At 69.7% G+C, this 19,601-nt stretch carries 23 protein-coding genes; 18 read left to right on the top strand and 5 right to left on the bottom strand.

Translation table 11 applies throughout. The features are described from left to right. Positions 1-66 precede the first annotated feature (66 nt). Together rpsR and rplI are read left to right on the top strand one after the other, a co-directional pair. The gene (gene rpsR / locus CELGI_RS16030) at positions 67-303 is read left to right on the top strand and encodes a 30S ribosomal protein S18 (RefSeq protein WP_013885186.1); all 237 of its coding nucleotides are present in this window, start codon (positions 67-69) and stop codon (positions 301-303) included. A 15-nt stretch (positions 304-318) separates the two neighbouring features. Further along, complete coding sequence (rplI, locus tag CELGI_RS16025) at positions 319-768, top strand: 50S ribosomal protein L9 (RefSeq protein ID WP_013885185.1); 450 nt, start codon at positions 319-321, stop codon at positions 766-768. A gap of 60 nt (positions 769-828) precedes the next feature. On the opposite strand, the gene CELGI_RS16020 is transcribed toward rplI, so the two are convergent. Continuing rightward, positions 829-2,187, bottom strand: coding sequence for an MATE family efflux transporter (locus CELGI_RS16020; RefSeq protein WP_013885184.1), 1,359 nt, complete (start codon positions 2,185-2,187; stop codon positions 829-831). Positions 2,188-2,476: 289 nt separating this feature from the next. On the opposite strand from CELGI_RS16020, the gene CELGI_RS16015 reads away from it, so the two are divergent. The 5 genes from CELGI_RS16015 (at position 2,477) to CELGI_RS15995 (ending at position 9,174) form a co-directional block, all read left to right on the top strand. Then, positions 2,477-5,125 carry a replicative DNA helicase gene (locus CELGI_RS16015; protein ID WP_013885183.1) on the top strand — a complete coding sequence of 883 codons (2,649 nt, stop codon included), beginning with the start codon at positions 2,477-2,479 and terminating at the stop codon, positions 5,123-5,125. A 257-nt stretch (positions 5,126-5,382) separates the two neighbouring features. Continuing rightward, positions 5,383-5,820 carry a hypothetical protein gene (locus tag CELGI_RS17210; protein WP_013885182.1) on the top strand — a complete coding sequence of 146 codons (438 nt, stop codon included), beginning with the start codon at positions 5,383-5,385 and terminating at the stop codon, positions 5,818-5,820. A 3-nt stretch (positions 5,821-5,823) separates the two neighbouring features. Beyond that, positions 5,824-6,507: an ABC transporter ATP-binding protein gene (locus CELGI_RS16005; protein ID WP_013885181.1), complete on the top strand. Its 684-nt coding sequence runs from the start codon at positions 5,824-5,826 to the stop codon at positions 6,505-6,507. A gap of 65 nt (positions 6,508-6,572) precedes the next feature. Beyond that, positions 6,573-8,588 (top strand): hypothetical protein, encoded by a 2,016-nt coding sequence (locus CELGI_RS16000; protein ID WP_150104774.1) that lies wholly within the window; start codon positions 6,573-6,575, stop codon positions 8,586-8,588. Between the two features lie 52 nt (positions 8,589-8,640). Continuing rightward, on the top strand, positions 8,641-9,174 hold the full coding sequence (locus CELGI_RS15995) for a calcium-binding protein (RefSeq protein ID WP_013885179.1): 534 nt from the start codon (positions 8,641-8,643) through the stop codon (positions 9,172-9,174). On the opposite strand, the gene CELGI_RS15990 is transcribed toward CELGI_RS15995, so the two are convergent. Further along, positions 9,127-10,134 (bottom strand): IS481 family transposase, encoded by a 1,008-nt coding sequence (locus CELGI_RS15990; protein ID WP_013882223.1) that lies wholly within the window; start codon positions 10,132-10,134, stop codon positions 9,127-9,129. The two genes, CELGI_RS15995 and CELGI_RS15990, sit on opposite strands and share 48 nt — an antisense overlap. A gap of 26 nt (positions 10,135-10,160) precedes the next feature. On the opposite strand from CELGI_RS15990, the gene CELGI_RS17725 reads away from it, so the two are divergent. From CELGI_RS17725 to CELGI_RS15955, 8 genes are all read left to right on the top strand, one after another. Then, the gene (locus CELGI_RS17725) at positions 10,161-10,400 is read left to right on the top strand and encodes a hypothetical protein (RefSeq protein ID WP_265338693.1); all 240 of its coding nucleotides are present in this window, start codon (positions 10,161-10,163) and stop codon (positions 10,398-10,400) included. A gap of 3 nt (positions 10,401-10,403) precedes the next feature. Further along, positions 10,404-10,952 carry a hypothetical protein gene (locus tag CELGI_RS15985; RefSeq protein ID WP_041574246.1) on the top strand — a complete coding sequence of 183 codons (549 nt, stop codon included), beginning with the start codon at positions 10,404-10,406 and terminating at the stop codon, positions 10,950-10,952. 150 nt (positions 10,953-11,102) lie between these two features. After that, positions 11,103-11,705: a hypothetical protein gene (locus CELGI_RS15980; RefSeq protein ID WP_041574245.1), complete on the top strand. Its 603-nt coding sequence runs from the start codon at positions 11,103-11,105 to the stop codon at positions 11,703-11,705. Between the two features lie 601 nt (positions 11,706-12,306). Further along, positions 12,307-12,723 carry a hypothetical protein gene (locus CELGI_RS15975; RefSeq protein WP_041574244.1) on the top strand — a complete coding sequence of 139 codons (417 nt, stop codon included), beginning with the start codon at positions 12,307-12,309 and terminating at the stop codon, positions 12,721-12,723. Then, a complete protein-coding gene (locus tag CELGI_RS15970; RefSeq protein ID WP_013885175.1) occupies positions 12,720-13,319 on the top strand; it encodes a hypothetical protein in 600 nt (199 codons plus the stop codon). The genes CELGI_RS15975 and CELGI_RS15970 overlap by 4 nt, the downstream gene beginning before the upstream one ends. Positions 13,320-13,448: 129 nt before the next feature. Further along, positions 13,449-13,736, top strand: a complete 288-nt coding sequence (locus CELGI_RS15965; protein ID WP_013882308.1) for an IS3 family transposase — start codon at positions 13,449-13,451, stop codon at positions 13,734-13,736. Then, entirely contained in the window at positions 13,733-14,608 is an 876-nt protein-coding gene (locus tag CELGI_RS15960; protein ID WP_013882309.1) for an IS3 family transposase, read from the top strand. Before CELGI_RS15965 ends, CELGI_RS15960 begins: the two co-directional genes overlap by 4 nt. Positions 14,609-15,240: 632 nt before the next feature. Then, positions 15,241-15,729 carry a hypothetical protein gene (locus tag CELGI_RS15955; RefSeq protein ID WP_169315167.1) on the top strand — a complete coding sequence of 163 codons (489 nt, stop codon included), beginning with the start codon at positions 15,241-15,243 and terminating at the stop codon, positions 15,727-15,729. 331 nt (positions 15,730-16,060) lie between these two features. Here the strand turns inward: CELGI_RS15955 and CELGI_RS15945 are convergent, their stop codons facing one another. Beyond that, positions 16,061-16,699 carry a hypothetical protein gene (locus CELGI_RS15945; RefSeq protein ID WP_041574241.1) on the bottom strand — a complete coding sequence of 213 codons (639 nt, stop codon included), beginning with the start codon at positions 16,697-16,699 and terminating at the stop codon, positions 16,061-16,063. A gap of 64 nt (positions 16,700-16,763) precedes the next feature. On the opposite strand from CELGI_RS15945, the gene CELGI_RS15940 reads away from it, so the two are divergent. Next, positions 16,764-16,979: a hypothetical protein gene (locus tag CELGI_RS15940; RefSeq protein WP_013885172.1), complete on the top strand. Its 216-nt coding sequence runs from the start codon at positions 16,764-16,766 to the stop codon at positions 16,977-16,979. 18 nt (positions 16,980-16,997) lie between these two features. Here CELGI_RS15940 and CELGI_RS15935 read toward each other — a convergent pair whose 3' ends face one another. After that, entirely contained in the window at positions 16,998-17,450 is a 453-nt protein-coding gene (locus tag CELGI_RS15935; RefSeq protein WP_013885171.1) for a GatB/YqeY domain-containing protein, read from the bottom strand. A gap of 85 nt (positions 17,451-17,535) precedes the next feature. Between CELGI_RS15935 and CELGI_RS17845 the strand changes: the two genes are divergently transcribed. Beyond that, a complete protein-coding gene (locus CELGI_RS17845; protein ID WP_407636807.1) occupies positions 17,536-18,459 on the top strand; it encodes a DUF427 domain-containing protein in 924 nt (307 codons plus the stop codon). A 34-nt stretch (positions 18,460-18,493) separates the two neighbouring features. After that, on the top strand, positions 18,494-18,874 hold the full coding sequence (locus CELGI_RS15925) for a hypothetical protein (RefSeq protein WP_013885169.1): 381 nt from the start codon (positions 18,494-18,496) through the stop codon (positions 18,872-18,874). Positions 18,875-19,092: 218 nt separating this feature from the next. Here CELGI_RS15925 and CELGI_RS15920 read toward each other — a convergent pair whose 3' ends face one another. Continuing rightward, positions 19,093-19,545, bottom strand: coding sequence for a hypothetical protein (locus tag CELGI_RS15920; RefSeq protein WP_013885168.1), 453 nt, complete (start codon positions 19,543-19,545; stop codon positions 19,093-19,095). Between the last annotated feature and the right edge of the window lie 56 nt (positions 19,546-19,601).

The raw sequence follows: 19,601 nt of genomic DNA, 5'->3' as shown, positions 1-19,601 counted from the left end.
GATCTCCCCAGACATCACATCCCCGGGCATGGCAACGCCCGGGGCTCCACAGACAGGAGCACCGCGATGGCCAAGGCCGTTGTTCGTAAGCCCAAGAAGAAGCAGAACCCCCTGAAGGCAGCCAAGATCGAGGTTGTCGACTACAAGGACACCGCGCTGCTGCGCAAGTTCATCTCCGACCGCGGGAAGATCCGCGCGCGTCGCGTGACGGGTGTGTCCGTGCAGGAGCAGCGCGCGATCGCGCGTGCCGTCAAGAACGCACGCGAGATGGCCCTGCTGCCGTACTCGTCGTCGGCTCGCTGAGAAGGAGGCCTGAAGATGGCGAAGATCATCCTCACGCACGAGGTCACCGGCCTCGGCGCCCCGGGCGACGTGGTCGAGGTCAAGGACGGGTACGCCCGTAACTACCTCATCCCGCGCAGCCTCGCGGCCCCGTGGACCAAGGGTGCCGAGAAGGACATCACGGCGATCCGCCGGGCCCGCAAGGCCCGTGAGATCGCCACGCTCGACGACGCGAAGGCGATCCGCGACTCGCTGCAGTCGAAGGCCGTCGTCGTCTCGGCGAAGGCCGGCGAGGCCGGTCGCCTGTTCGGTGCGGTCACGACCGCCGAGATCGCCGAGGCGGTCAAGGCGTCGGGCGCCCCGGCGATCGACAAGCGGAAGGTCGAGATCGCACAGCCGATCAAGGCCCTCGGCGAGTACAAGGTCTCGGTCCGCCTCCACCCGGAGGTCGCCGCGACCGTGACCGTCAAGGTCGTCGCTGCCTGAGCTCACGCTCGTCCAGCCGGAAGGCCCCGCCCCTCTCGGGGGGTGGGGCCTTCTGCGTGCTCAGGCGCCCGTGACCATCCAGCGGTCGCCGCGCGCGCGGTAGCCGGTGGTCAGGGCGCGCGCCAGCATGAACACGCCGCTGAACGCGAGCGTGAGCCAGGCCAGGCCCGCGGCGCCGTCGGGCGCCCACGCGCGCACGGCGAGCGCGCACGGCGCGTACACGACGAGGGTCACCAGGCCGGCCCGTGCGAGGAAGCGGCCGTCGCCGGCGCCGATGAGCACGCCGTCGAGGACGAACACCCAGCCCGCGACGGGCATGCACAGCCCCGCCACGAGCATGCCGACGACGACGGCCCGGCGGACCTGCTCGTCGGACGTGAACAGGGGTGCGTACAGCGCGGCCGCGCCGCCGAGGAGCACCCCGATCGCCACGCCGCCCAGGACGCCCCACTGCAGTGTCCGGCGGAGCACGGCGCGCGCGCGGGGGACGTCGCCTGCGCCGAGCGCGTGACCGACGAGCGCCTGGGCCGCGATGGCGAGCGCGTCGAGCGCGAACGCCGCCAGACCCCAGACCGAGCTCACCACCTGGTGGCCCGCGAGCGTGACCGCGCCCAGACCGGTGGCCACCCACGTGGTCAGCAGGATCGCGGCGCGCAGCGTGGCCGTGCGGGCCAGCAGCGGAGCACCCTGACGCGCGCTGGCCCAGATCCCGCCCGCGGCGGGCCGCAGCGACGAGCCGGCCGTGCGCGCCCCGCGCACCACCACGGCGGCTAGCACCGCACCCATGCCCAGCTGCGTGAGGGCCGTGCCGCCCCCGGACCCGGCGATCCCCAGGTCGAGCCCGTAGACGAGCGCGACGTTGAGCACCGAGTTGACCAGCGCGCCCGCGACCGCGACACCCAGGGGCGTGCGGGTGTCCTGGAGCCCGCGCAGCGCGCCCGTCGCGGCCAGGACCAGCAGCATCCCGACGAGCCCCGGGGCGGACCAGCGGAGGTAGGTGACGGCCTGGCGCGCGATCTCGTCGTCGGCACCCAGTGCGTGCACCACGGCCGGCGCGAACGTCCAGAGCGCGACCGCGAGCAGCGCGCCCAGGCCGGCGGCGAGCCACATGCCGTCCACACCCACCTGCAGGGCCCCCGCGCGGTCACCCGCCCCCAGGCGTCGTGACACGGTTGCGGTGGTCGCGTAGGCGAGGAACACGCACAGCCCGACGACGGTGAGCAGCACGCTCGAGGCGAGCGCGAGCCCGGCCAGCGCGGGCGTCCCCAGGTGCCCGACGACGGCCGAGTCCACCAGGATGAACAGGGGTTCGGCGACCAGCGCACCCAGGGCCGGGACGGCCAGCGCGAGGATCTGCCGATCGAGGGGCGAGATCCGGTGTCCGTCAGATGAAATCGGGCTGACCTTTCTGTGATCCACAGGCCGTGCACGGTGTTGGTGCGGGTCGGACCGGCGTGGCGGGTTCGTCGTCCACGGTATCCACAGGACTGTCCACGGCCTGTGCACACCCGCGTGGGCGCGCGTCCACAGCCCGCCCACAGGCTTCTCCACAGGGCCGTTTGGAGGTGCGCCGCGATGGCCATAGCCTCGCGTGCGCGGACCTGGACGTGGGTCACCAGCCGGTCCGCACTCGTCGGGACGCCGCGTGTCGGTGGTGTCCGGTAGAACACCAGTTCGACGATCACCAACGCCGACAGTCGGGGGAGCAGTGTCGATCGACGAGCTCGAGTACGGGATGCCGCCCGAGGCCGGACGGCGCGAGTTCGACCGCACGCCTCCGCAGGACCTCGAGGCCGAGCGTTCGGTGCTCGGCGGCATGATGATCTCGAAGGACGCCATCGCGGACGTCATCGAGCAGATCCGCGGCACCGACTTCTACCGCCCGGCGCACGAGGTCATCTACGACTCGATCCTGGACCTGTACGGCAGGGGCGAGCCGGCGGACGCGATCACGGTCGCGGACGAGCTGACCAAGCGCGGTGAGATCGGCCGCATCGGCGGCGCGCCGTACCTGCACACGCTCATCGCGTCGGTGCCCACCGCGGCCAACGCGGGGTACTACGCGCGGATCGTGCGGGAGCGCTCGATCCTGCGCAAGCTCGTCGAGGCCGGCACGCGCATCGTCCAGCTCGGGTACGGGACCGAGGGCGGTGACGTCGACGAGCTGGTCAACAACGCGCAGGCCGAGGTGTACGCGGTCACCGAGCGGCGCTCGTCGGAGGACTACCTGCCGCTCGCCGAGATCATCGGCGGCACGGTCGACGAGATCGAGGCCGCGGGCCACCGTGGCGAGGGCATGATCGGCGTCCCCACCGGCTTCTCGGACCTGGACCGGCTGACCAACGGCCTGCACCCCGGCCAGATGGTGGTCCTCGCCGCGCGTCCGGCCATCGGGAAGTCGACTTTGGGAATCGATATCGTCAGGTCGGCGTCGATCAAGCACAACATGACGTCCGTGGTCTTCTCGCTCGAGATGAGCCGCAACGAGATCACCATGCGTCTGCTCTCCGCCGAGGCGCGCGTCCACCTCCAGAAGCTGCGCACCGGTCAGATGGGGGAGGACGACTGGGCCAAGATCGCCCAGACGATGGGCAAGATCTCCGGCGCCCCGCTGTTCATCGACGACTCGCCCAACATGTCGCTCATGGAGATCCGCGCCAAGTGCCGGCGGCTCAAGCAGCGGCACGACCTCAAGCTGGTGGTCATCGACTACCTGCAGCTCATGACCAGCGGCAAGCGCGTCGAGTCGCGTCAGCAGGAGGTCTCCGAGTTCTCCCGTGCGCTCAAGCTGCTCGCCAAGGAGCTCGAGGTCCCGGTCATCGCCATCTCGCAGCTGAACCGTGGGCCGGAGCAGCGCACGGACAAGAAGCCGCAGATGAGCGACCTGCGCGAGTCGGGCTGCCTCACCGAGGACACCCGCATCCTGCGGGCGGACACCGGTGCGGAGACGACGCTCGGTGAGCTGTACGCGCTGCGCGCGACGGACGTGCCGGTGTGGGCGCTCGACGAGCGGCTGCAGTACGTCCGCCGCCACCTGACGCACGTGTTCCCCACGGGCACCCGCCCCACGTTCCGGCTCCGCCTGGCCTCCGGCAAGGAGGTCACCGCGACGTCGAACCACCCGTTCCTCACGTACGAGGGCTGGACGCCGCTCGCCGAGCTGCAGGTCGGCTCCCGCCTCGGTGTCCCGCGGCACGTGCCGGGCCCCGAGATGTCGGTCGAGTGGGACGACCGCAAGGTCGTGATGCTCGCGCACCTGCTCGGTGACGGCTCGTTCGTCCGCCGTCAGCCGGTGCGCTACGCCTCGGTGGACGAGGCGAACCTGTCGGCCGTGGCGCAGGCGGCCGACGCCTTCGGCATCACGCCGGTCCGCGACGAGTACGCGTCCGCGCGCGTCACCACGCTGCGTCTGCCCGCGCCGTACCGGCTCACGCACGGCAAGCGGAACCCGATCGCCGCGTGGCTCGACGACTTCGGCCTGTTCGGGGCGCGCAGCCATGAGAAGTTCGTGCCAGCGACCGTGTTCCACCTCCCGAAGCGCCAGATCGCGCTGTTCATCCGGCATCTGTGGGCCACCGACGGCTCCGTGACGGTCACCAAGGGTGGCCAGGGCGGCCGGATCTCCTACGCCTCCACGTCCCGCGAGCTCATCGACGGCCTCTCGCGGCTGCTCCTGCGCTTCGGCATCTCCACGCGCATCCGAACCGTGCGCAAGTCGGGCTACCGCGACGGCTACACGCTCGACATCTCCGGCGTCGACGACCAGCGCCGCTTCCTGCAGGAGATCGGCGTCCACGGCGCTCGCGGCGACCAGGCACAGCGGCTGCTCGAGATCGTCAGGGCGAAGAGCGGCAACCCGAATGTGGACACCGTGCCGCGCCAGGTCTGGGAGGACGTCCGCCAGATCCTGGTCGAGCGCGGCATGACGCACCGCGAGCTCGCTGCCGCGATGGGCACGCAGCTCGGCGGGTCCTCCATGGGGAAGCCCGCGCCCTCCCGGCAGCGCCTCGGGCGGATCGCCGAGCTCCTGCAGGACGACGACCTCGAGATCATGGCCGTCAACGACCTGCTGTGGGACACCGTCGTGGCGATCGAGCCCGTCGGCGAGCGGCAGGTCTTCGACGCGACCGTCGTCGGCACCCACAACTTCATCGCCAACGGCATCGCCGTCCACAACAGCATCGAGCAGGACGCCGACATGGTGATCCTGCTCCACCGCGAGGACGCGTACGAGAAGGAGTCGCCCCGCGCCGGGGAGGCCGACCTGATCGTCGCCAAGCACCGAAACGGCCCGACCGACACCATCACCGTGGCCTTCCAGGGCCACTTCAGCCGCTTCGTCGACATGCAGGCCTGACGTCGCTGGCGTGCCAGCCACGGCGTCGAGATGCAACATCCTTTGAGAATCGGTCTCCGATACTCTTATCTGTACTGGGCCTCGAATTCATCGGGCGGACCAGGCATTGACAACACCTCAGCCCCGCTGAAACCATTGCGCCCGCGCGATCGTCAGCAGGGCGACCCGGGGCAGGCATAGCCGACCTTCCGAGGTCCGCCGATCGATGACGGCGATAGCGCCTTACGTGCGAGTCGGCTGAACAGGGGGGAAAGTCATTGCGTGCTCTCAAGCGGAGATTCGTCATCGGCGCTGCCGTCACCACTCTCGTCGTCGTTGCTGCGACGGCGGCCGAGGCGGCCACCTGGCGGACGACGTCGGCACTCTCGACCAGCGGGGCGAAGACGTCGACCATCTACTATCGCTTTCAGCCGTGGCCGTGCACGTCGGACTGCGTCGGAGGTCAGAACTCGGGCATGGTCGTGAGCACGAGCCTGTACGACACGTCCGACGACGGCTACTCCGTCAAGCTCCAGGGAAAGATCGACGGCTACGGCTACACGCTGCTGGGAACGGCCAAGTCGACGAACTCACCGGTTTCGGTCAACAAAGTCGTCTACAAGTACGACCCTGCGCAGTCGGGCAAGGTCGAACTCTGCCGTGACAAGGGGATCCTGCCCGACAACTGCGTCACCACTCCGACGCTCTACCGATAGCCGGTGCGGGGACGGGTTGAGTTGATACGTCTCGAGAACGCGTGCTTCGGGTACGGTTCGGAGCCCGTTCTGAAGAACGTCAGCATCTCCGTTGCGCGCGGGAGCTCTCTCGCGCTCCTCGGGCCCAGCGGTTCCGGGAAATCGACGATTCTCGCCGGAATGGCGGGCATGCTCGCAAGTTCGCATGGCCAGGTGCTGTTCGATGGAAAGAACCTCGGAAGGCTCCGTCCTGCGGAGCTGGCGGAGCATCGCCTCCGCGATTTCGGCTTTGTGTTCCAGCGCAGCGGTCTGCTCGAGGAGTTGTCGCTCGTGGAGAACGTAGCGCTGCCGGCACGACTGGCCGGGGCGCGGAGCGCAGACGCGCTCGGGCGGGCCGAGGCGCTCTTGGACGACCTGGGAATCGAGCGGGACGTGCGGTCGCGGCGCCCAGCTGAGGTCTCGGGTGGGCAGGAGCAGCGTGCTGCGGTCGCTCGGGCGCTGATCAACGCTCCCAAGGTGATCTTCGCGGACGAGCCGACCGGCGCGCTTGACGAGGAGAACTCCCAGGTCGTCGGGAAGCTCCTTGTCGACGCGGCGGCCCGCAACGGTGCGACGCTCGTCATGGCGACGCACAACGCCGACCTGGTTCGAGGCTTCGACTCGATCATGTTCGTGCATCGCGCCGCGGTGACGTCGGAGCGGCCGTGAGGGTCGGAACCTCCGCCATGCTCGGCATGAGGCTGCGCGGGACGGCCGGCCGACGTGAGCGTTGGATGGTCGCCGCGGTGGTGCTCATCTGCACCGTCGCGATCGGCATCGGGTGTGCGGTCATGTCAGCTCTGGGTCAGGCACAGGCCCGTAATGATCGAATGGTTCCCGGCGTGACCTTCGACGCGACGGGAACCGCCTGGGGCATCAGCTGGAGCGCGTACAGCGGGCGCTCGGTGCGGTCGTTGGTCGTGGGGAGCGACCTGGCGACCGCGCACGGAGACCCGGTCACGCTCGGTGACGGCGAGAGCCTCGTCTCCAGGTCACTCCAGCGGGCGATCACCAAAGACCCGAGCCTGGCTGGGCGGGTGCCGGGCGTGATCGTCGGGGTCCTGCCGGACTCCGCGCTCGTGGTTCCCACAGGCTTGGAAGCCATCACGGTCGATGCGTCCGCGTCGCTTCCGTACATGGGTAAAGGCTGGGGCCGGCCGGGGACGGACCGTCCGGACTCGATCTCGGACGGCGCGACACTCGTGACGGTGGCGCTGCTCGCTCTGCTTCCGGCAGTCGGAGGCCTCGTGGGTGCGGGCCTCACCCTGGCCAGGCGAGTCGCCTCGCAGGTGGCGCGCCTGTCCCTCGTCGGTGCGCCTGCATCGGTGATACGCGGCGTCGTTGCCGGCAGCATTGCTCGTGCGGCCGGCCCGCCAGCGGTTCTCGGTGCGTCAGGAGCGGGCCTCGCAGTCGCCTGGGGTGGACCGGCGGGGGTCTGGGGAGTCGCATTCTTCGGCCCGGCCACTGCCGCGACGATCGCGACTACGGTAGGCATCGCCACGCTCGTCGTGGCGGCACTGCTGGGCGGAGCCCTGGTGGCCACGCGTCCGGACCCGCGGCCGTCGGCCCTGTCGATACGTCAGCCGGACCGACGCAGCCCGCGGATGCTCGCCGTGGGGGTCGTGGGCCTCGTGCTGCTCGTCTGTGTCCAGGTGTCCAGGACGATCGCCTCCGCGAACAGTGGATGGATCACCTTCTGGCAGCTCGCGCTGGTGGTCGGCGCCGTGATGCTCCTGCTCGGAGCCCCCGCTCTGTCCGCCCGCGTACTCGTCGGGCTGTCCGCGCGCGTGCCCTCGCACGCCGAGCCGAAGGTGCTGCTGCCGGTTCGTCGGCTCGCCCACCGCCCCACGAACGTGATGGTCAGGGTGGCGGCCACCTCGGTCCTGCTGACCGTCGTCGCCGTGGCCGGCGCGGTTGCGGCAATTCTCGCCCAGGGCGCGCCGCCCTCGTCCGGGGCGGTGTGGGCATCGTCCTCGTTCCATGTCGACGCCGAAGACGCGGGTGAGCTGGGCCGAGTCGCGGGCAAGGACGGCGTCCTCGCGCTGCAGAATGATGGACGACGCCAGGTGATCGGTACCTGCGCGGCGCTGAGCGCCGTGTACGGCGCGATCGTCACGGCAGACGGCGTGCCGTGCGAGGACGGACGGAGTTACCGCACCGAGGAGATCGGCGTGGTGGACGGCGATGGGCCGACCGTGCCCATCGCGATTGACGAGCCCGCCGACGCCGTCGTCACCGAGGATCCGGCAACGGCCCACGTCGCACGCGGGACGTGGAACGTCTACATGTTCAGCGTGGTGGTGGATCTGGATAGCTGGGAGTCCGAAGTCCTCCGGTTCGCGCCGGTCACCGACTTCACGTTCCCAGGGGGTGACAGCCGCCTCATCGTCGTGCTACCCGCTCTGCGTCATCTGGTCGCGACGCTGGTCGTTCTCGGTCTGGCGTCGGCCACCGGGAGCCTGCTGCTGTTCGGGGATGGAGACAGTCGCGAGCTCCGGGCATTGGGTGCGTCGCTGCGGAGCCGCCGGGCAATCGGCGTCTCTGCCGCCGTCTTCGGTTCCGCAGTCGCTTCCACGATCGGTGCTGTCGTAGCCCTTACCGTCGCAGCGACGTACCTCTCCCTGAACCCGGAACCCGTGAGCGACGTAGGGACCGCGTGGATCGTGATCGCCGTCGCCATCGGCGTCACGGCGTTGGCGGGTGCCGGCGCAGCCATCGGTTTCACGCGCAGCGCCGAACGGGCGGTTTGACCTCGGCGCATCTCAGATCGTGCCCTGGTCGGTCGAACGACGGCCGTGGTTGGTGGAGAGTCGTGAGCGGTTTGCCGTCATCGTCGGTACCGCGGCCGCCGAGCAGATTGACGGTGGACCGGGCAACGACGTGATCTGCGGTGGTGGCGGCAACGACGTCCTGATCGGGTCGAACGGTGCGGACACGCTCGGTGGCGGCGACGGCGACGACCGGCTCGAGGGCGGCGACGGGGACGACACGCTCGACGGAGGGGCGGGAGCGGACGTGATCCTCGCCGCCAATGGGAACGACACGATCACCGGCGGTGCCGGGAACGACACCATCGAGGGTGGCGACGGCAACGACACGGTCGATGCGGGTGACGGCGACGACACCGTGACGACGGCCAACGGGAGCGACACGATCCTGGGTGGTGCGGGCAACGACTCCATCGTGAGCGGCGAGGGCGACGACGTCGTCGACGCCGGTTCGGGCGACGACCGCGTCCTGGCCGGCGGCGGCCACGACAAGGTGCACGGCGGAACGGGGGACGACCGGCTAGATGTTCCGGCTCATGAGGTTGGTGACGCCTGCGTGGAGGCGTGAGGCCGGGGGCTGGTTGCCGGCGGCGGTGTGGCAGCGATGGTAGTTGTAGTGGACGTTCCAGATCTTGATCGCTGCGGCCCGCTCGGCCTCGGAGGTCCAGATGCGGGCGTAGAGGAGTTCCTCGGCCAGGATCCGGTTGTATCTCTCGACCTTGCCGTTGTGCCGGGGAGTGTGCGGACGGATCCGCTGGTGACGCGAGGCGAACGCGGTCACCGTCCGGGTGAACGCCTTGGCGGTGTAGTTCGCGCCGTTGTCGGTGACCACCCGGACCAGCCGGTTGATGCCGTGGGCGGCGAAGAACGCCCGTGCCCGGCAGAAGAACCCGATCGTGGTCGCTGCCTTCTCGTCGGGCAGGTGCTCGGTGTAGGCCAGTCGGGAGAAGCCGTCGACGGCGGAGTGCAGGTAGACGTAGCCGGCGCGGGCGCCCTTGGTCTTGGCCCGCTGGGCGGCCTTGTCCGCCGCTGAGCCGCGCCCGTGAGCGCGCCAGCCGCCGCCATCGGGGATGCGCCCGACCTTCTTGACGTCCAGATGGACCATGTGACCGGGGTAGCGGGCGGTGATGCGGCCCGCGGTGCGGTTCATCGACCCGTCGGGGTCGATGTCGCGGCGCCGGCTGATGCCCAGGCGGACCAGCCACCGCCCGACGGTCGCGACCGAGACCTGGTGCCCGCGGCGGACCAGCTCGAGGTGGATCGCCCGGGCCGACCACTTGTGCTCCCGGCGCCACGTCTCGATCAACGCGACCAGGTCGGGCTCGAGCTGGGTCGGGGACGCGTGAGGGACACTCGCCCGGTCGGCCAGCCCGACCTCGCCCAACTCGTCGAACCGGGCCTTCCACTTCGACAGGCACTGCCGAGAGATGCCCGCCTCGGCAGCGACGTGAGCGATCGGTCGGTGGGCGCAGCGGCGCACGAGCCGCAGCCGCCCTTCGGGGGTGAACGGGGCGTTAGCGTGGCTCATCGAGGGGTAGGTCCTTCGCGCAGCAGTTGGTTGGTCGCACTTCCATCCTGCCGCCGGGGCCTACCCCTCCCTCACACCCCCAGCCGCGTCACCAACCTCATGAGCCACAACAGCTAGAGGGAGGGGAGGGCAACGACCAGTTCTGGGGTGAGGACGGCGTGGACGTGCTGATCGGCAACGGTGGCGACGACGTACTGGACGGCGGTGCCGCCCCGGACGTGTTCGACGGTGGCACCGGGAGGAACACCATCCGAGACCTACCCTGAGCCGTGAGCGCCGCATCCCGACCGCGTCCGGTCGTCACCGTCCTCGTCGCCCTCCTGATGGCGGGCATCGGGGCGGTACTCGGCGCCGCGTTCCACTGGTTCGTCGTCGAGCCCAGCGACGGCGAACTGCTGGACGCGGCGCAGCGGATCGAGCTGACCGGGTACACGAGCTCGACGGGTCCCGGGCTCGGCGGGTCGTTCGCGCCGACGCTGACCCGCGCCTCGGTGCACTGGGACGCCACGTCCGAGGCGCCGCTCGACGCCGGCCGAGTGGCGGACGAGCTCGCCGCAGCGGGGTGGACCGTCACGGGCACCGAGGAGGTCAACGCGACCGTGACGGTCCGGGCCGTCGACGGTCGGACGGCCACGAGCGTGCATCTCGCGCCCGACCGTGACGGGGGGACCAGGGCCAGCATCGGGGTCAGTCGGCACTCGGTCGCACCGTCGTTGGGCGTCTGCGTCCTCGTCGGGGCACTGGTCGGCGCCGTGGGTGGCGTGCTGCTTGGGTGGTCCGGCCTGCGTCGGCGCGACGTCGTCGAGACGACGTCCTGACGAGAGACCCAGTACTGACAGGTCCTCCTTGGCGCGCGCGGCCGGGCCCACCGTCGAACCGGGACGACCACTCGGCGGTAGACAGACTCCGACGATGCGAGGCATGAACGCGCGAAGCCAACAGCACGGCAGCGAGGTGGCTACTTCCTGATGGGCTTCCGCGGCCGCGACGGTGGCATTCGCCCCGACGGCATGGCCGTTGCGATCGGCGACGCTCTGACCGGCCGCCTCGACCGCGGCGACCTGCGCCACGAGCCGATCCTGGGCCCGACGACCCTCGGTGACGAGGTGACTTTCACCTGGGACGAGCTCCTCGCGCTCCCCACGGACTCGAAGGCGCTGCGCGCGGTGCTCGAGGCGGAGGTGCGGGAGCACGCGGGCGTGACGGACTACCGCGTGTACCGCGCGGCGTCGGAGCTTCTCACCGAGACTCCGGCCCCGCCACAGCTGCGACGTGCGCTGTGGGAGGTCTTGTCGGCCTTGCCGGAGATGACTCTCGGCGACCCGACGACCGACGCACTCGGACGGCCTGGTGCGCTTGTCATCGCCGACTTCTCGGAGGCCCGGTACGGCGCCCGGCAGTATGTCGTTGACCAGGAGACCGGCGTCATCCTCGAGGTGCGCTGGATGAACCCGGACAACACTGCGGTGGCCGGCCGTATGACGCTCGTCGAGCAGGGCCCCCGTGACACGGCGCCGGCCGCCGACCCGCCGCTGTGCGGTTCTGAATCGGTCCCACCTGCGGGCTGCTGAGGGACGTACGTCAAAGCCGAGCCTCCGGCCTTCTCAGACCAGGGGCACTCGGTCCCTCGATCGCCCGGAAGCGTCGGCGGTGCTCCGCCGTTGAACCGCCGGGCGTCGTGGTTGTCGGCGTCGCGTGCGAGTCCCCGCTGCCGCAGCGCACCGACGGCCGCCGGTACACCTCGCCTGCGCGGCTGCCGGGGCGGCGGTCAGTTGGCCTTGCATCTCGGCCGGTGAGCGGTCTTGGGGAATGGTGCGCGATCCTGAGAAGGCTGATCAGGGCCCGTGGTGGACGGGGAACTCGAGAGGGCGCCGTGACGGGTCCCGCCAACCGTTGGCCCGAGCGCGTGGCCTCGCCGAGCGCCGTGTTGCCGAGATTCCAGGCGTGCATTGCCGGGCAGCTCGCCGCCGCTCTCGAGTCGACCAGGCGCGCGTCGCAGCGTTGCGCGGCAGGTGCGCAGCCGTGGCCACACGCCCGGACAGGTGCACCGCCCCACCTGGCTGGGCGTTCGTCCGGAAAGGGGGGCCGCGGAGTACCGTGCCCGCTACGGCTCGCGAACAGCGGGCGGCTACCAGGGGGTAGCAGGGGTGCGGGTCTCCGCTGGCTTAAGGCGTGTCGATGCTGGGCGTGTTCTCTCGGTTTGTGCCGTCTGTCGTCTCGCTTGTCGCGGGTGCGCCCGTGCTGTCGGGGGTCATCTCATCCGCTTCGGCTACGGGTGGCAGCGGGGTCATGGATGACCCGATGAGTGCCGCGGATCGCGCGTCGTCGTGCGGGATCGATGTCGAGATCGCCTCTGAGCGGACGCCGTGGAGCACCGTCTTCGCGACGCCGGACGGCTTCACTCGGGTGGAGACGTCCACGGCGGCGGAGGCGTACACCCAGCAACTGAGGTACAGCGTCGCGTACGCCCAGCAGAACGGGCTCCGCTTCGACCTGCATGTGCGAGGTGGGGTCAATCCCACGACGTTCTCGGGGCCGCTGGCGGCAGCCGTCCGGAGCGACGACATCGCACTGAGGGCGATCCCGTGACCCGCCGGGATCGGCGGTCGGCGATCAGCGCCACCGAGCTGATGGCGCAGCTCCAGAACGATCCGGAGTACCAGCGCAAGATGCGGACAGCCGAGGAGGAGCGGCAGGTGAAGGTGCGCGAGCTCGCTCGCGCTGAGCAGCCGATCGTCGCTGACCTGCGTCATGCCGGGGTGCAGGTTGACTCGGTGTGGGATCTGGTGAACACCTCAGAGCCCTACCCGGCGGCACTGCCGGTGCTGATCGGGCACATGGAGCGCGGAGGCTATCCGGACCGTGTCATGGAGAGCCTGGGGCGGGCACTGGCTGTGAAGCCGTCGGTCGCCTTCTGGGACCGGCTCAGGGCGCTCTACCTGGCGCCGAGGGGTGCGGGTGAGCAGGAAGGCGCCGCTGTGGCGTTGGCCGCCAGCGCCACAGCGCACCACCTGGATGAGCTTGTCGGGTTCTTGTCGCTAGAGGAGCGCGGGCAGTCGCGCATCTATTTCGTCCGCCCGATCCTTGCCGTTGGTGGGGGCCGGGGACGACAGCTGGTGATGTCATTGCGGTCCGACCCGGTGTTCGGGAAGGAAGCTAGGGCGTTGCTGTCGCGCCGGACGTAGTGGTGCATCGCAGATGAGGCGGGTCTGCTGCACGGATAGGTGACACCTGACCTGTGGTGCCTGGGGAGCCTGACCCGTTTCCGTGGACACCTTCGCTGAGGTGATGATCGCCTCGGAGAGGAGTCCTGGATGCCTGCAGCCAAGCCGCCGGAGTTCCGCCGGCGAGCCGTTGAGTTGGCCCGTTCGGGTCAGCAGCCGGTCGCGAGTATCGCGGCCGATCTGGGGATCAGCGAGTCGTGTCTGCGTCGGTGGATGGCTCAGGACGACGTCGATGCCGGCCGCCGCGAGGGGTTGACCAGCGAGGAGCGCAAGGAGCTGGTCGAGTCGCGCCGGCGGATCCGGGTGCTGGAGATGGAGAACGAGATCCTCAAGCGCGCCAGCGCGTACTTCGCCCGGGAGAACGTCCTCCCAAAATGATGTTCCGGCTGGTCCGAGACCTCGCCGCGGCCGGTGTGCCGGTCGCGGTGGCCTGCCGGGTCCTGGGCGTCTCACGTTCGGGGTTCCACGCCTGGTCGACGCGGCCGCCCTCGGCGCGGTCCGTGGCCGACGCGCAGCTGTCGGCGACGATCGTGGCGGTGCACGAGATGTCGCGCCGCTCCTACGGCGCCCCGCGCGTTCATGCCGAGCTGCGCCTGGGGCTCGGAATCCGTTGCGGTCGCAAACGGGTGGCGCGGCTGATGCGCGCCGCGGGCATCGGTGGGATCTGCCACCAGCGCAAACGCGGCCGCCACCGACCCGCGCCCGCGCCGCACGAGGACCTGGTGCGTCGCAGGTTCGTCGCCGAGGAGCCGAACCGGTTGTGGTGCACCGACATCACGGAGCACCCCACGAGCGAGGGCCGCGTGTACTGCGCCGCGGTGCTGGACGTGTTCTCCCGGCAGGTCGTGGGGTGGTCCATCGCGGACCACATTCGCGCCGAACTCGTCGTCGACGCCCTGCAGATGGCGACCTGGCGACGCCGACCCGAGCCCGGCGCGATCGTCCACGCGGACAGGGGCCCGCAGTACACGTCCTGGGTCTTCGGGCACCGGCTGCGCGAGGCCGGGCTGCTCGGCTCGATGGGCCGGGTCGCCTCGAGCGTGGACAACACGATGATCGAGAGCTTCTGGTCGACCATGCAGCGCGAGCTGCTCGACCAGCAGCACTGGACCTCGAAAGCCGAACTCGCGACCGCGATCTTCGAGTGGATCGAGGCCTGGTACAACCCCCGACGCCGGCACACCAGCCTCGGGAACCTATCCCCGACCGAGTTCGAGAACCTTCACACCGCCGCGACCGCGGCGGCATGATCAACCAACCACAGGTGCCCGCGAAAGCGGGTCAGGCTCCTCGGGCGCTTCTGCCGAGACTGGTTTGAAGACTCCAACGGTGAGTCCATCCTCGTCAACACGATGGAGTCCTACGCGGCGGGCGCTGCTGACTCAATGATCGGAACCGCCGACCTCGCCTTGCCCGGCACTCTGCCCCGCTTCGGCAACCCCGACCACGACAGCATCTACCGCTACTCAGACGACATCGGAGCCTTGGTCGGGCCGCAGATCCTAATCGGAGGTGAGATAGGCGGCGCAGCGAAGGGCGTTGCTTATGCGGGCGAGGTCGCGGAGGCAGGGCTCAGCGCGGCGTCTAGAAGCGCCCTCGCCGCTGTAACAGGAGGAGCGGGCGCTGCTGGCGTTGCCGAAAACACCGCTGCTGCGGGGGCCACAGCTGCCGAGAGGGCCCTCGCCAGCCTGCCGAGGGCCGCGCGCGAGTCGCCGAAGCCCCCCGGCTGGAATCCCGCAACCTGGGAGTGGCGAGAGGGTTCGCGAGCGAACGTTCCGCGCTCCTGGTGGGACCCTAATGGCGTAGAGTGGCGTTTCCATCCTGAGGACCGGTGGCACGACCCGCACTGGGATGTCAATCCGTGGGAGGAGTGGAACACGTCATGGCAACACCTGTACCCCGAGGGCTGATGTCCGATCCAGGTGGTGGTGAACCGCTCGCGGAGATCGACTACTACGATGGGGCCTACGGGCCGAGCATCTTGCTCATCCTCACCGGCAAGGAGTCGATTGCCTGGCTCCGGATGATCTTCGAGAGCATCTCGGCCGCTCCTGTCGGCACGGTCATCGACTTGGCGGAGCTACCGCAGGTTCGCGCAACGGGAGGGTTGAGGAACCTCGTGTTGTCCAAGGCCGCGAACGAACCCACGAAGCGCCTCGTGCTCGAGGCCACCGGCGTATTTGCCTGGAGTTGCACATCCGATGAGTGGCGAACAATGAGCCTGATGCTCGAACCGTTCGCGGTACGGTCGGGTCACCAGTACCTCACCTCTGAGGGGGTGGATGACGCTCTCGTGGAGGTCTCGTATGGCGAAGACCACGCGAAACGGGGGCGCCACCAATCTACGCCTTCGTCACCGGCTCGCGACTGAGATGAGCCCGCCGAGGGTCGCCTGGGCCCTTCGAGGACCTCGAGGTGATCCGCACCGGTGCGGGCATGCCGACCACGAGGTTCTGTGAGCTGATCGGCGTGCCCGAGCGGACCTGGCGCCGCCACCAGGCCCGCGCCCGGGCCGGGACGCAGGTCAAGGGCCCCTGGCCGCGACCGGCCCGCGAACATGTCCGCGACGCGGCGCGCCGTCACGCGCTGGCGCACACGCCCTAGTCGTCGGTGCGCGGCCCGCCGACGAAACAGGCGTTCCATTGCGCCATATCTGTGCAGTTCAGAGAGGCGACACGGAAGGAAAGGTCTCCGCCGGCGCGCTACCGGACCGTCCGAGCCTCGAAGTCGCGTGGACTCGCTGCTGCGATGAACTCGGCCAGTTCGCGGCGGAACAGCATCTGTCTGAACGCCATGAGCCCATCCCCGAACACCTCCGGACTCGCAGCGACATCCACGGCGCCCAGAGACGGCCGGACCCGCAGAGGAGGTAGCGTGCCGAACGGGGGAGGCATCGGCGCAAAACCCAGCGGGAGCCAGCGCCAAGTGCCGCACTCGGCACACCGGGCACCGGCGGAGCCGTGCTTTCCAATTGCCTTCGCGCGCAACTCGCCGTGGTCGAACCACGCATCACCCACGACAGGGATGACGATTTGCAGCGCGTCACCCGGTGAAACGCCATGCCAAGCGATCGGCCTCAGGTCGAGGTTGAACTTCTCCGCTGCGGCCAACGCCAACGAGGACTCCAGGCAGATCGTGTCGCCGAACAAGTAGGGCACCCATCCGCCCTCTACCGTAATATTCCGGCGTTCCAAGACCATTGATCCCGCTTGTTTACGCAGCGGCACACCGCACACTCGGCACCAGCCGTCCTCGCCGAACATCGGCGTCATGCCGAAGCTCTCAGAAGGCCACGGCCAGCCACGCTGGCGCTTAAAGTACAGTTGCGCGAAATCCGCCATTACATCCCCAGTGCTCGTAGAATTTCTGGATAATCCGCGTAGATCCGGCGCGCCGCGTCCTCCGGTGGACTCGCACGGCGAGGACGTGTACGGCTTCATCGAGCTGGATCCGACCTACGAGCTCCCGACAGTGACGGACGGAAACCTATCGGCGGGCCTTGAGCTGCTCACCGCCGAGGAGCTCGCCTCGATGAACCTCCCCGAGGGGTGGGAGCAGTACACGCGCTTCGTCCCCCGTCCGGTTCCGGACGACCCGGAGCTTGAGCCACCCGGCATGTGAGCCGCGGCGGCGACGCGGTCACTCGTGCGTGGCCGCCGGGCGGGCCTCGTGGCCGGGGCGGCCGGGGGTGCGTTCGCGTTCTTTGAGCTGGGCCTCGAAGACGTGCCGGCGCCCGCCCATGGTCGCGTCGCGCACGGAACGCTCGGCGTCGGCGAACGCCGCGTAGTAGCCGGAGTCGAACTCCTCGATCACCTGGAACGTCCAGCGTCCGTCGAGGACGTTGCGCCCGACGATCTCGGTCCGGAGCGCGTCGGCGAGGTCGGGGCGTCCGGCCGCCTCGAGCTGGTCCAGGGCCTCGGCGAGCTCCTTGTCGGCGCGTCCGACCAGGCGGTGGAACGCGTAGAGCATCCCGCGCGCGTGCTCGATCACCTCGAAGGCGGCGGTCACGCCTCCGACGGCTGCGACCAGCTCGTCGGAGACGCCGTCGGGGACGGTGTGGGCCTCGTCGGGGCCGTCGTGCGGTGAGGTCATCGCCCCATCGTCGCGCGCGTGCCCGAAGGCCGCGCGGGAGACGGGTGCGGCTGCGGGGGAGCGTGGACGGACGTAGCGTCGGGCCGTGAGCCGTCCGGTGCCGATCCGCCCCGCGCCCGGGCAGGAGTCCGTGTGGGACTACCCGCGGCCCCCGCGCGTCGAGGCCTGCCCGTCCGAGCTGGAGATCGTCCTCGGCGGTGAGGCGGTCGCGCGGACTTCGTCGGCGTGGCGTGTGCTCGAGACGAGCCACCCGCCGACGTACTACCTGCCCCGTGCGGCGTTCGTGCCGGGGTCGCTGCGCGCGGCCGAGGGCGCGTCGTGGTGCGAGTGGAAGGGCGCGGCCGTGTACCTCGACGTGATCGGCGGGCAGACCGTGGCGCGTGGCGCCGCGTGGTCGTACCCCGATCCGTCGGCTGGCTTCGAGGTGCTGTCGGCAATCCCGACCCCAGCGACCGAGCCGCCGACCTGCATAGTTGGCGACGCTTCTTTTGGCCCGTTTAGCCAGTTGGACGTGTATGGGTTTGGCGGTGACGCTGTCGCGTCGGCAGCGGTCGCGCAGAAGGACTCCGCCACATATGCGGCCAGGGCGCTTCAGGCACGGGAGAACTGGGGCACGCCGCGCGGATCTCGCGCCGGTCGGACTCTCAACCTCTACCGCCGGCCCGGCGCAATTCGAAACTGGCAGTTGTTCGGCAAGCACCCCGCAACTCAGTTTGCTGGCAAGGCGCTCGGTATTGTCGGGGTAGGGGCGAGCGGGTACCTTGCATACGATTCGGCTATCGATGAGGGCCTTGAGACGGACGAAGCGGTTGGCCGGGGGGCGGTTGCGGTCGCGTCGTCAGGCGCGGGCCTCGCTGCAGCATGGTGGGCGGGATCGGCGGTCGGCTCGGCGGTCGGCACTGCCATTCCAGTCCCTGGATTAGGCACGGCGGCAGGCTTCGTCGTCGGCGGCGCCGTCAGTGTAGGGGCTACCTGGCTAACCAGCTCGATCTTGAATCGCTTCTTGTGATAATTTTGGGAAGACGCGCAACAGGAGGAAGCCGGTGCTCTTTATCATCGCGGGAATGACTGGCATCTTCGGTATGTCGATATCGGCGCGCTGCATATACAACGCTTCAGCGCATCGAGAGTATGTGCGGCGATTCCGTCAGTCTATGGGCGGCTCGACCAAGGCGTTCGTGCGTTCGGTTGTTCCGGGACATCTGTTCACCATTGCCGTCTCCTTCGCCGCGACCATCTACCCGCTCCTTGACAGCGCGGACTCGGAAGCCACCGCGCGACTGATCGCGGCGGTCGCGCTCGCGCCCATGGCGGTCACGGCGCTCGTGTGGGTCGTCTGCCGCTATACGGGGCATCCCGTGGCGCTCGTCCCTCCCGTCTTTCGCGGAATGAGTGCGAGCGAACTGGAACGCTGGTTGGCTTAGTTGGGAGCCTGACCCGGTCAGGCTCCCAGTCCGCAGATCGGGTATCGAAGGGGAGTAGCGCACGACACTGGCAGATCTCGTCGACCACGCGATCGGCGTCGACCCGGATCGAAACCGCGCGGCCGAGTGCGACGACCTCGCGCAGCGCGGCCGGGACGCCGTGGCTGATCAAGGCGATCAGCGCGGTCATCGCAGATGTGTGTAGCGCGGCGACACGGTCACTCGTGCGTGGCCGCTGGGCGGGCCTCGTGGCCGGGGCGGCCGGGGGTCCGTTCGCGCTCCTTCAGCTGGGCCTCGAAGACGTGCCTGCGCCCGCCCATGGTGGCTTCGCGGACGGACCGCTCGGCGTCGGCGAACGCCGCGTAGTAGCCGGAGTCGAACTCCTCGATCACCTGAAACGTCCAGCGGCCGTCGAGGACGTTGCGCCCGACGATGTCCGTCCGGAGTGCGTCGGCGAGGTCGGGGCGTCCGGCCGCCTCGAGCTGGTCCAGGGCCTCGGCGAGCTCCTTGTCGGCGCGGCCGATCAGCCGGTGGAAGGCGTAGAGCATCCCGCGGGCGTGCTCGATCACCTCGAAGGACGCGGTCACGCCTCCGACGGCTGCGACCAGCTCGTCGGAGACGCCGTCGGGGACGGTGTGGGCCTCGTCGGGGCCGTCGTGCGGTGAGGTCATCGCCCCATCGTCGCGCGCGTGCCCGAAGGCCGCGCGGGAGACGGGTGCGGCTGCGG

Origin of the sequence: Cellulomonas gilvus ATCC 13127 (assembly GCF_000218545.1) — a bacterium.
GTDB lineage: Bacteria > Actinomycetota > Actinomycetes > Actinomycetales > Cellulomonadaceae > Cellulomonas > Cellulomonas gilvus.
This window is presented reverse-complemented; position numbering and strand designations above follow the sequence as displayed.

Coding starts and splice junctions, on each gene's coding strand:
- CELGI_RS15945 (WP_041574241.1), bottom strand. CDS start 16,699: ATGGCGGATTTCGCGCAACTGTACTTTAAGCGCCAGCGTGGCTGGCCG.
- rplI (WP_013885185.1), top strand. CDS start 319: ATGGCGAAGATCATCCTCACGCACGAGGTCACCGGCCTCGGCGCCCCG.
- CELGI_RS15965 (WP_013882308.1), top strand. CDS start 13,449: ATGCCTGCAGCCAAGCCGCCGGAGTTCCGCCGGCGAGCCGTTGAGTTG.
- CELGI_RS16000 (WP_150104774.1), top strand. CDS start 6,573: ATGGTCGCCGCGGTGGTGCTCATCTGCACCGTCGCGATCGGCATCGGG.
- CELGI_RS15960 (WP_013882309.1), top strand. CDS start 13,733: ATGATGTTCCGGCTGGTCCGAGACCTCGCCGCGGCCGGTGTGCCGGTC.
- CELGI_RS15990 (WP_013882223.1), bottom strand. CDS start 10,134: ATGAGCCACGCTAACGCCCCGTTCACCCCCGAAGGGCGGCTGCGGCTC.
- CELGI_RS15935 (WP_013885171.1), bottom strand. CDS start 17,450: ATGACCTCACCGCACGACGGCCCCGACGAGGCCCACACCGTCCCCGAC.
- CELGI_RS15980 (WP_041574245.1), top strand. CDS start 11,103: ATGGGCTTCCGCGGCCGCGACGGTGGCATTCGCCCCGACGGCATGGCC.
- CELGI_RS15955 (WP_169315167.1), top strand. CDS start 15,241: ATGGCAACACCTGTACCCCGAGGGCTGATGTCCGATCCAGGTGGTGGT.
- rpsR (WP_013885186.1), top strand. CDS start 67: ATGGCCAAGGCCGTTGTTCGTAAGCCCAAGAAGAAGCAGAACCCCCTG.
- CELGI_RS15920 (WP_013885168.1), bottom strand. CDS start 19,545: ATGACCTCACCGCACGACGGCCCCGACGAGGCCCACACCGTCCCCGAC.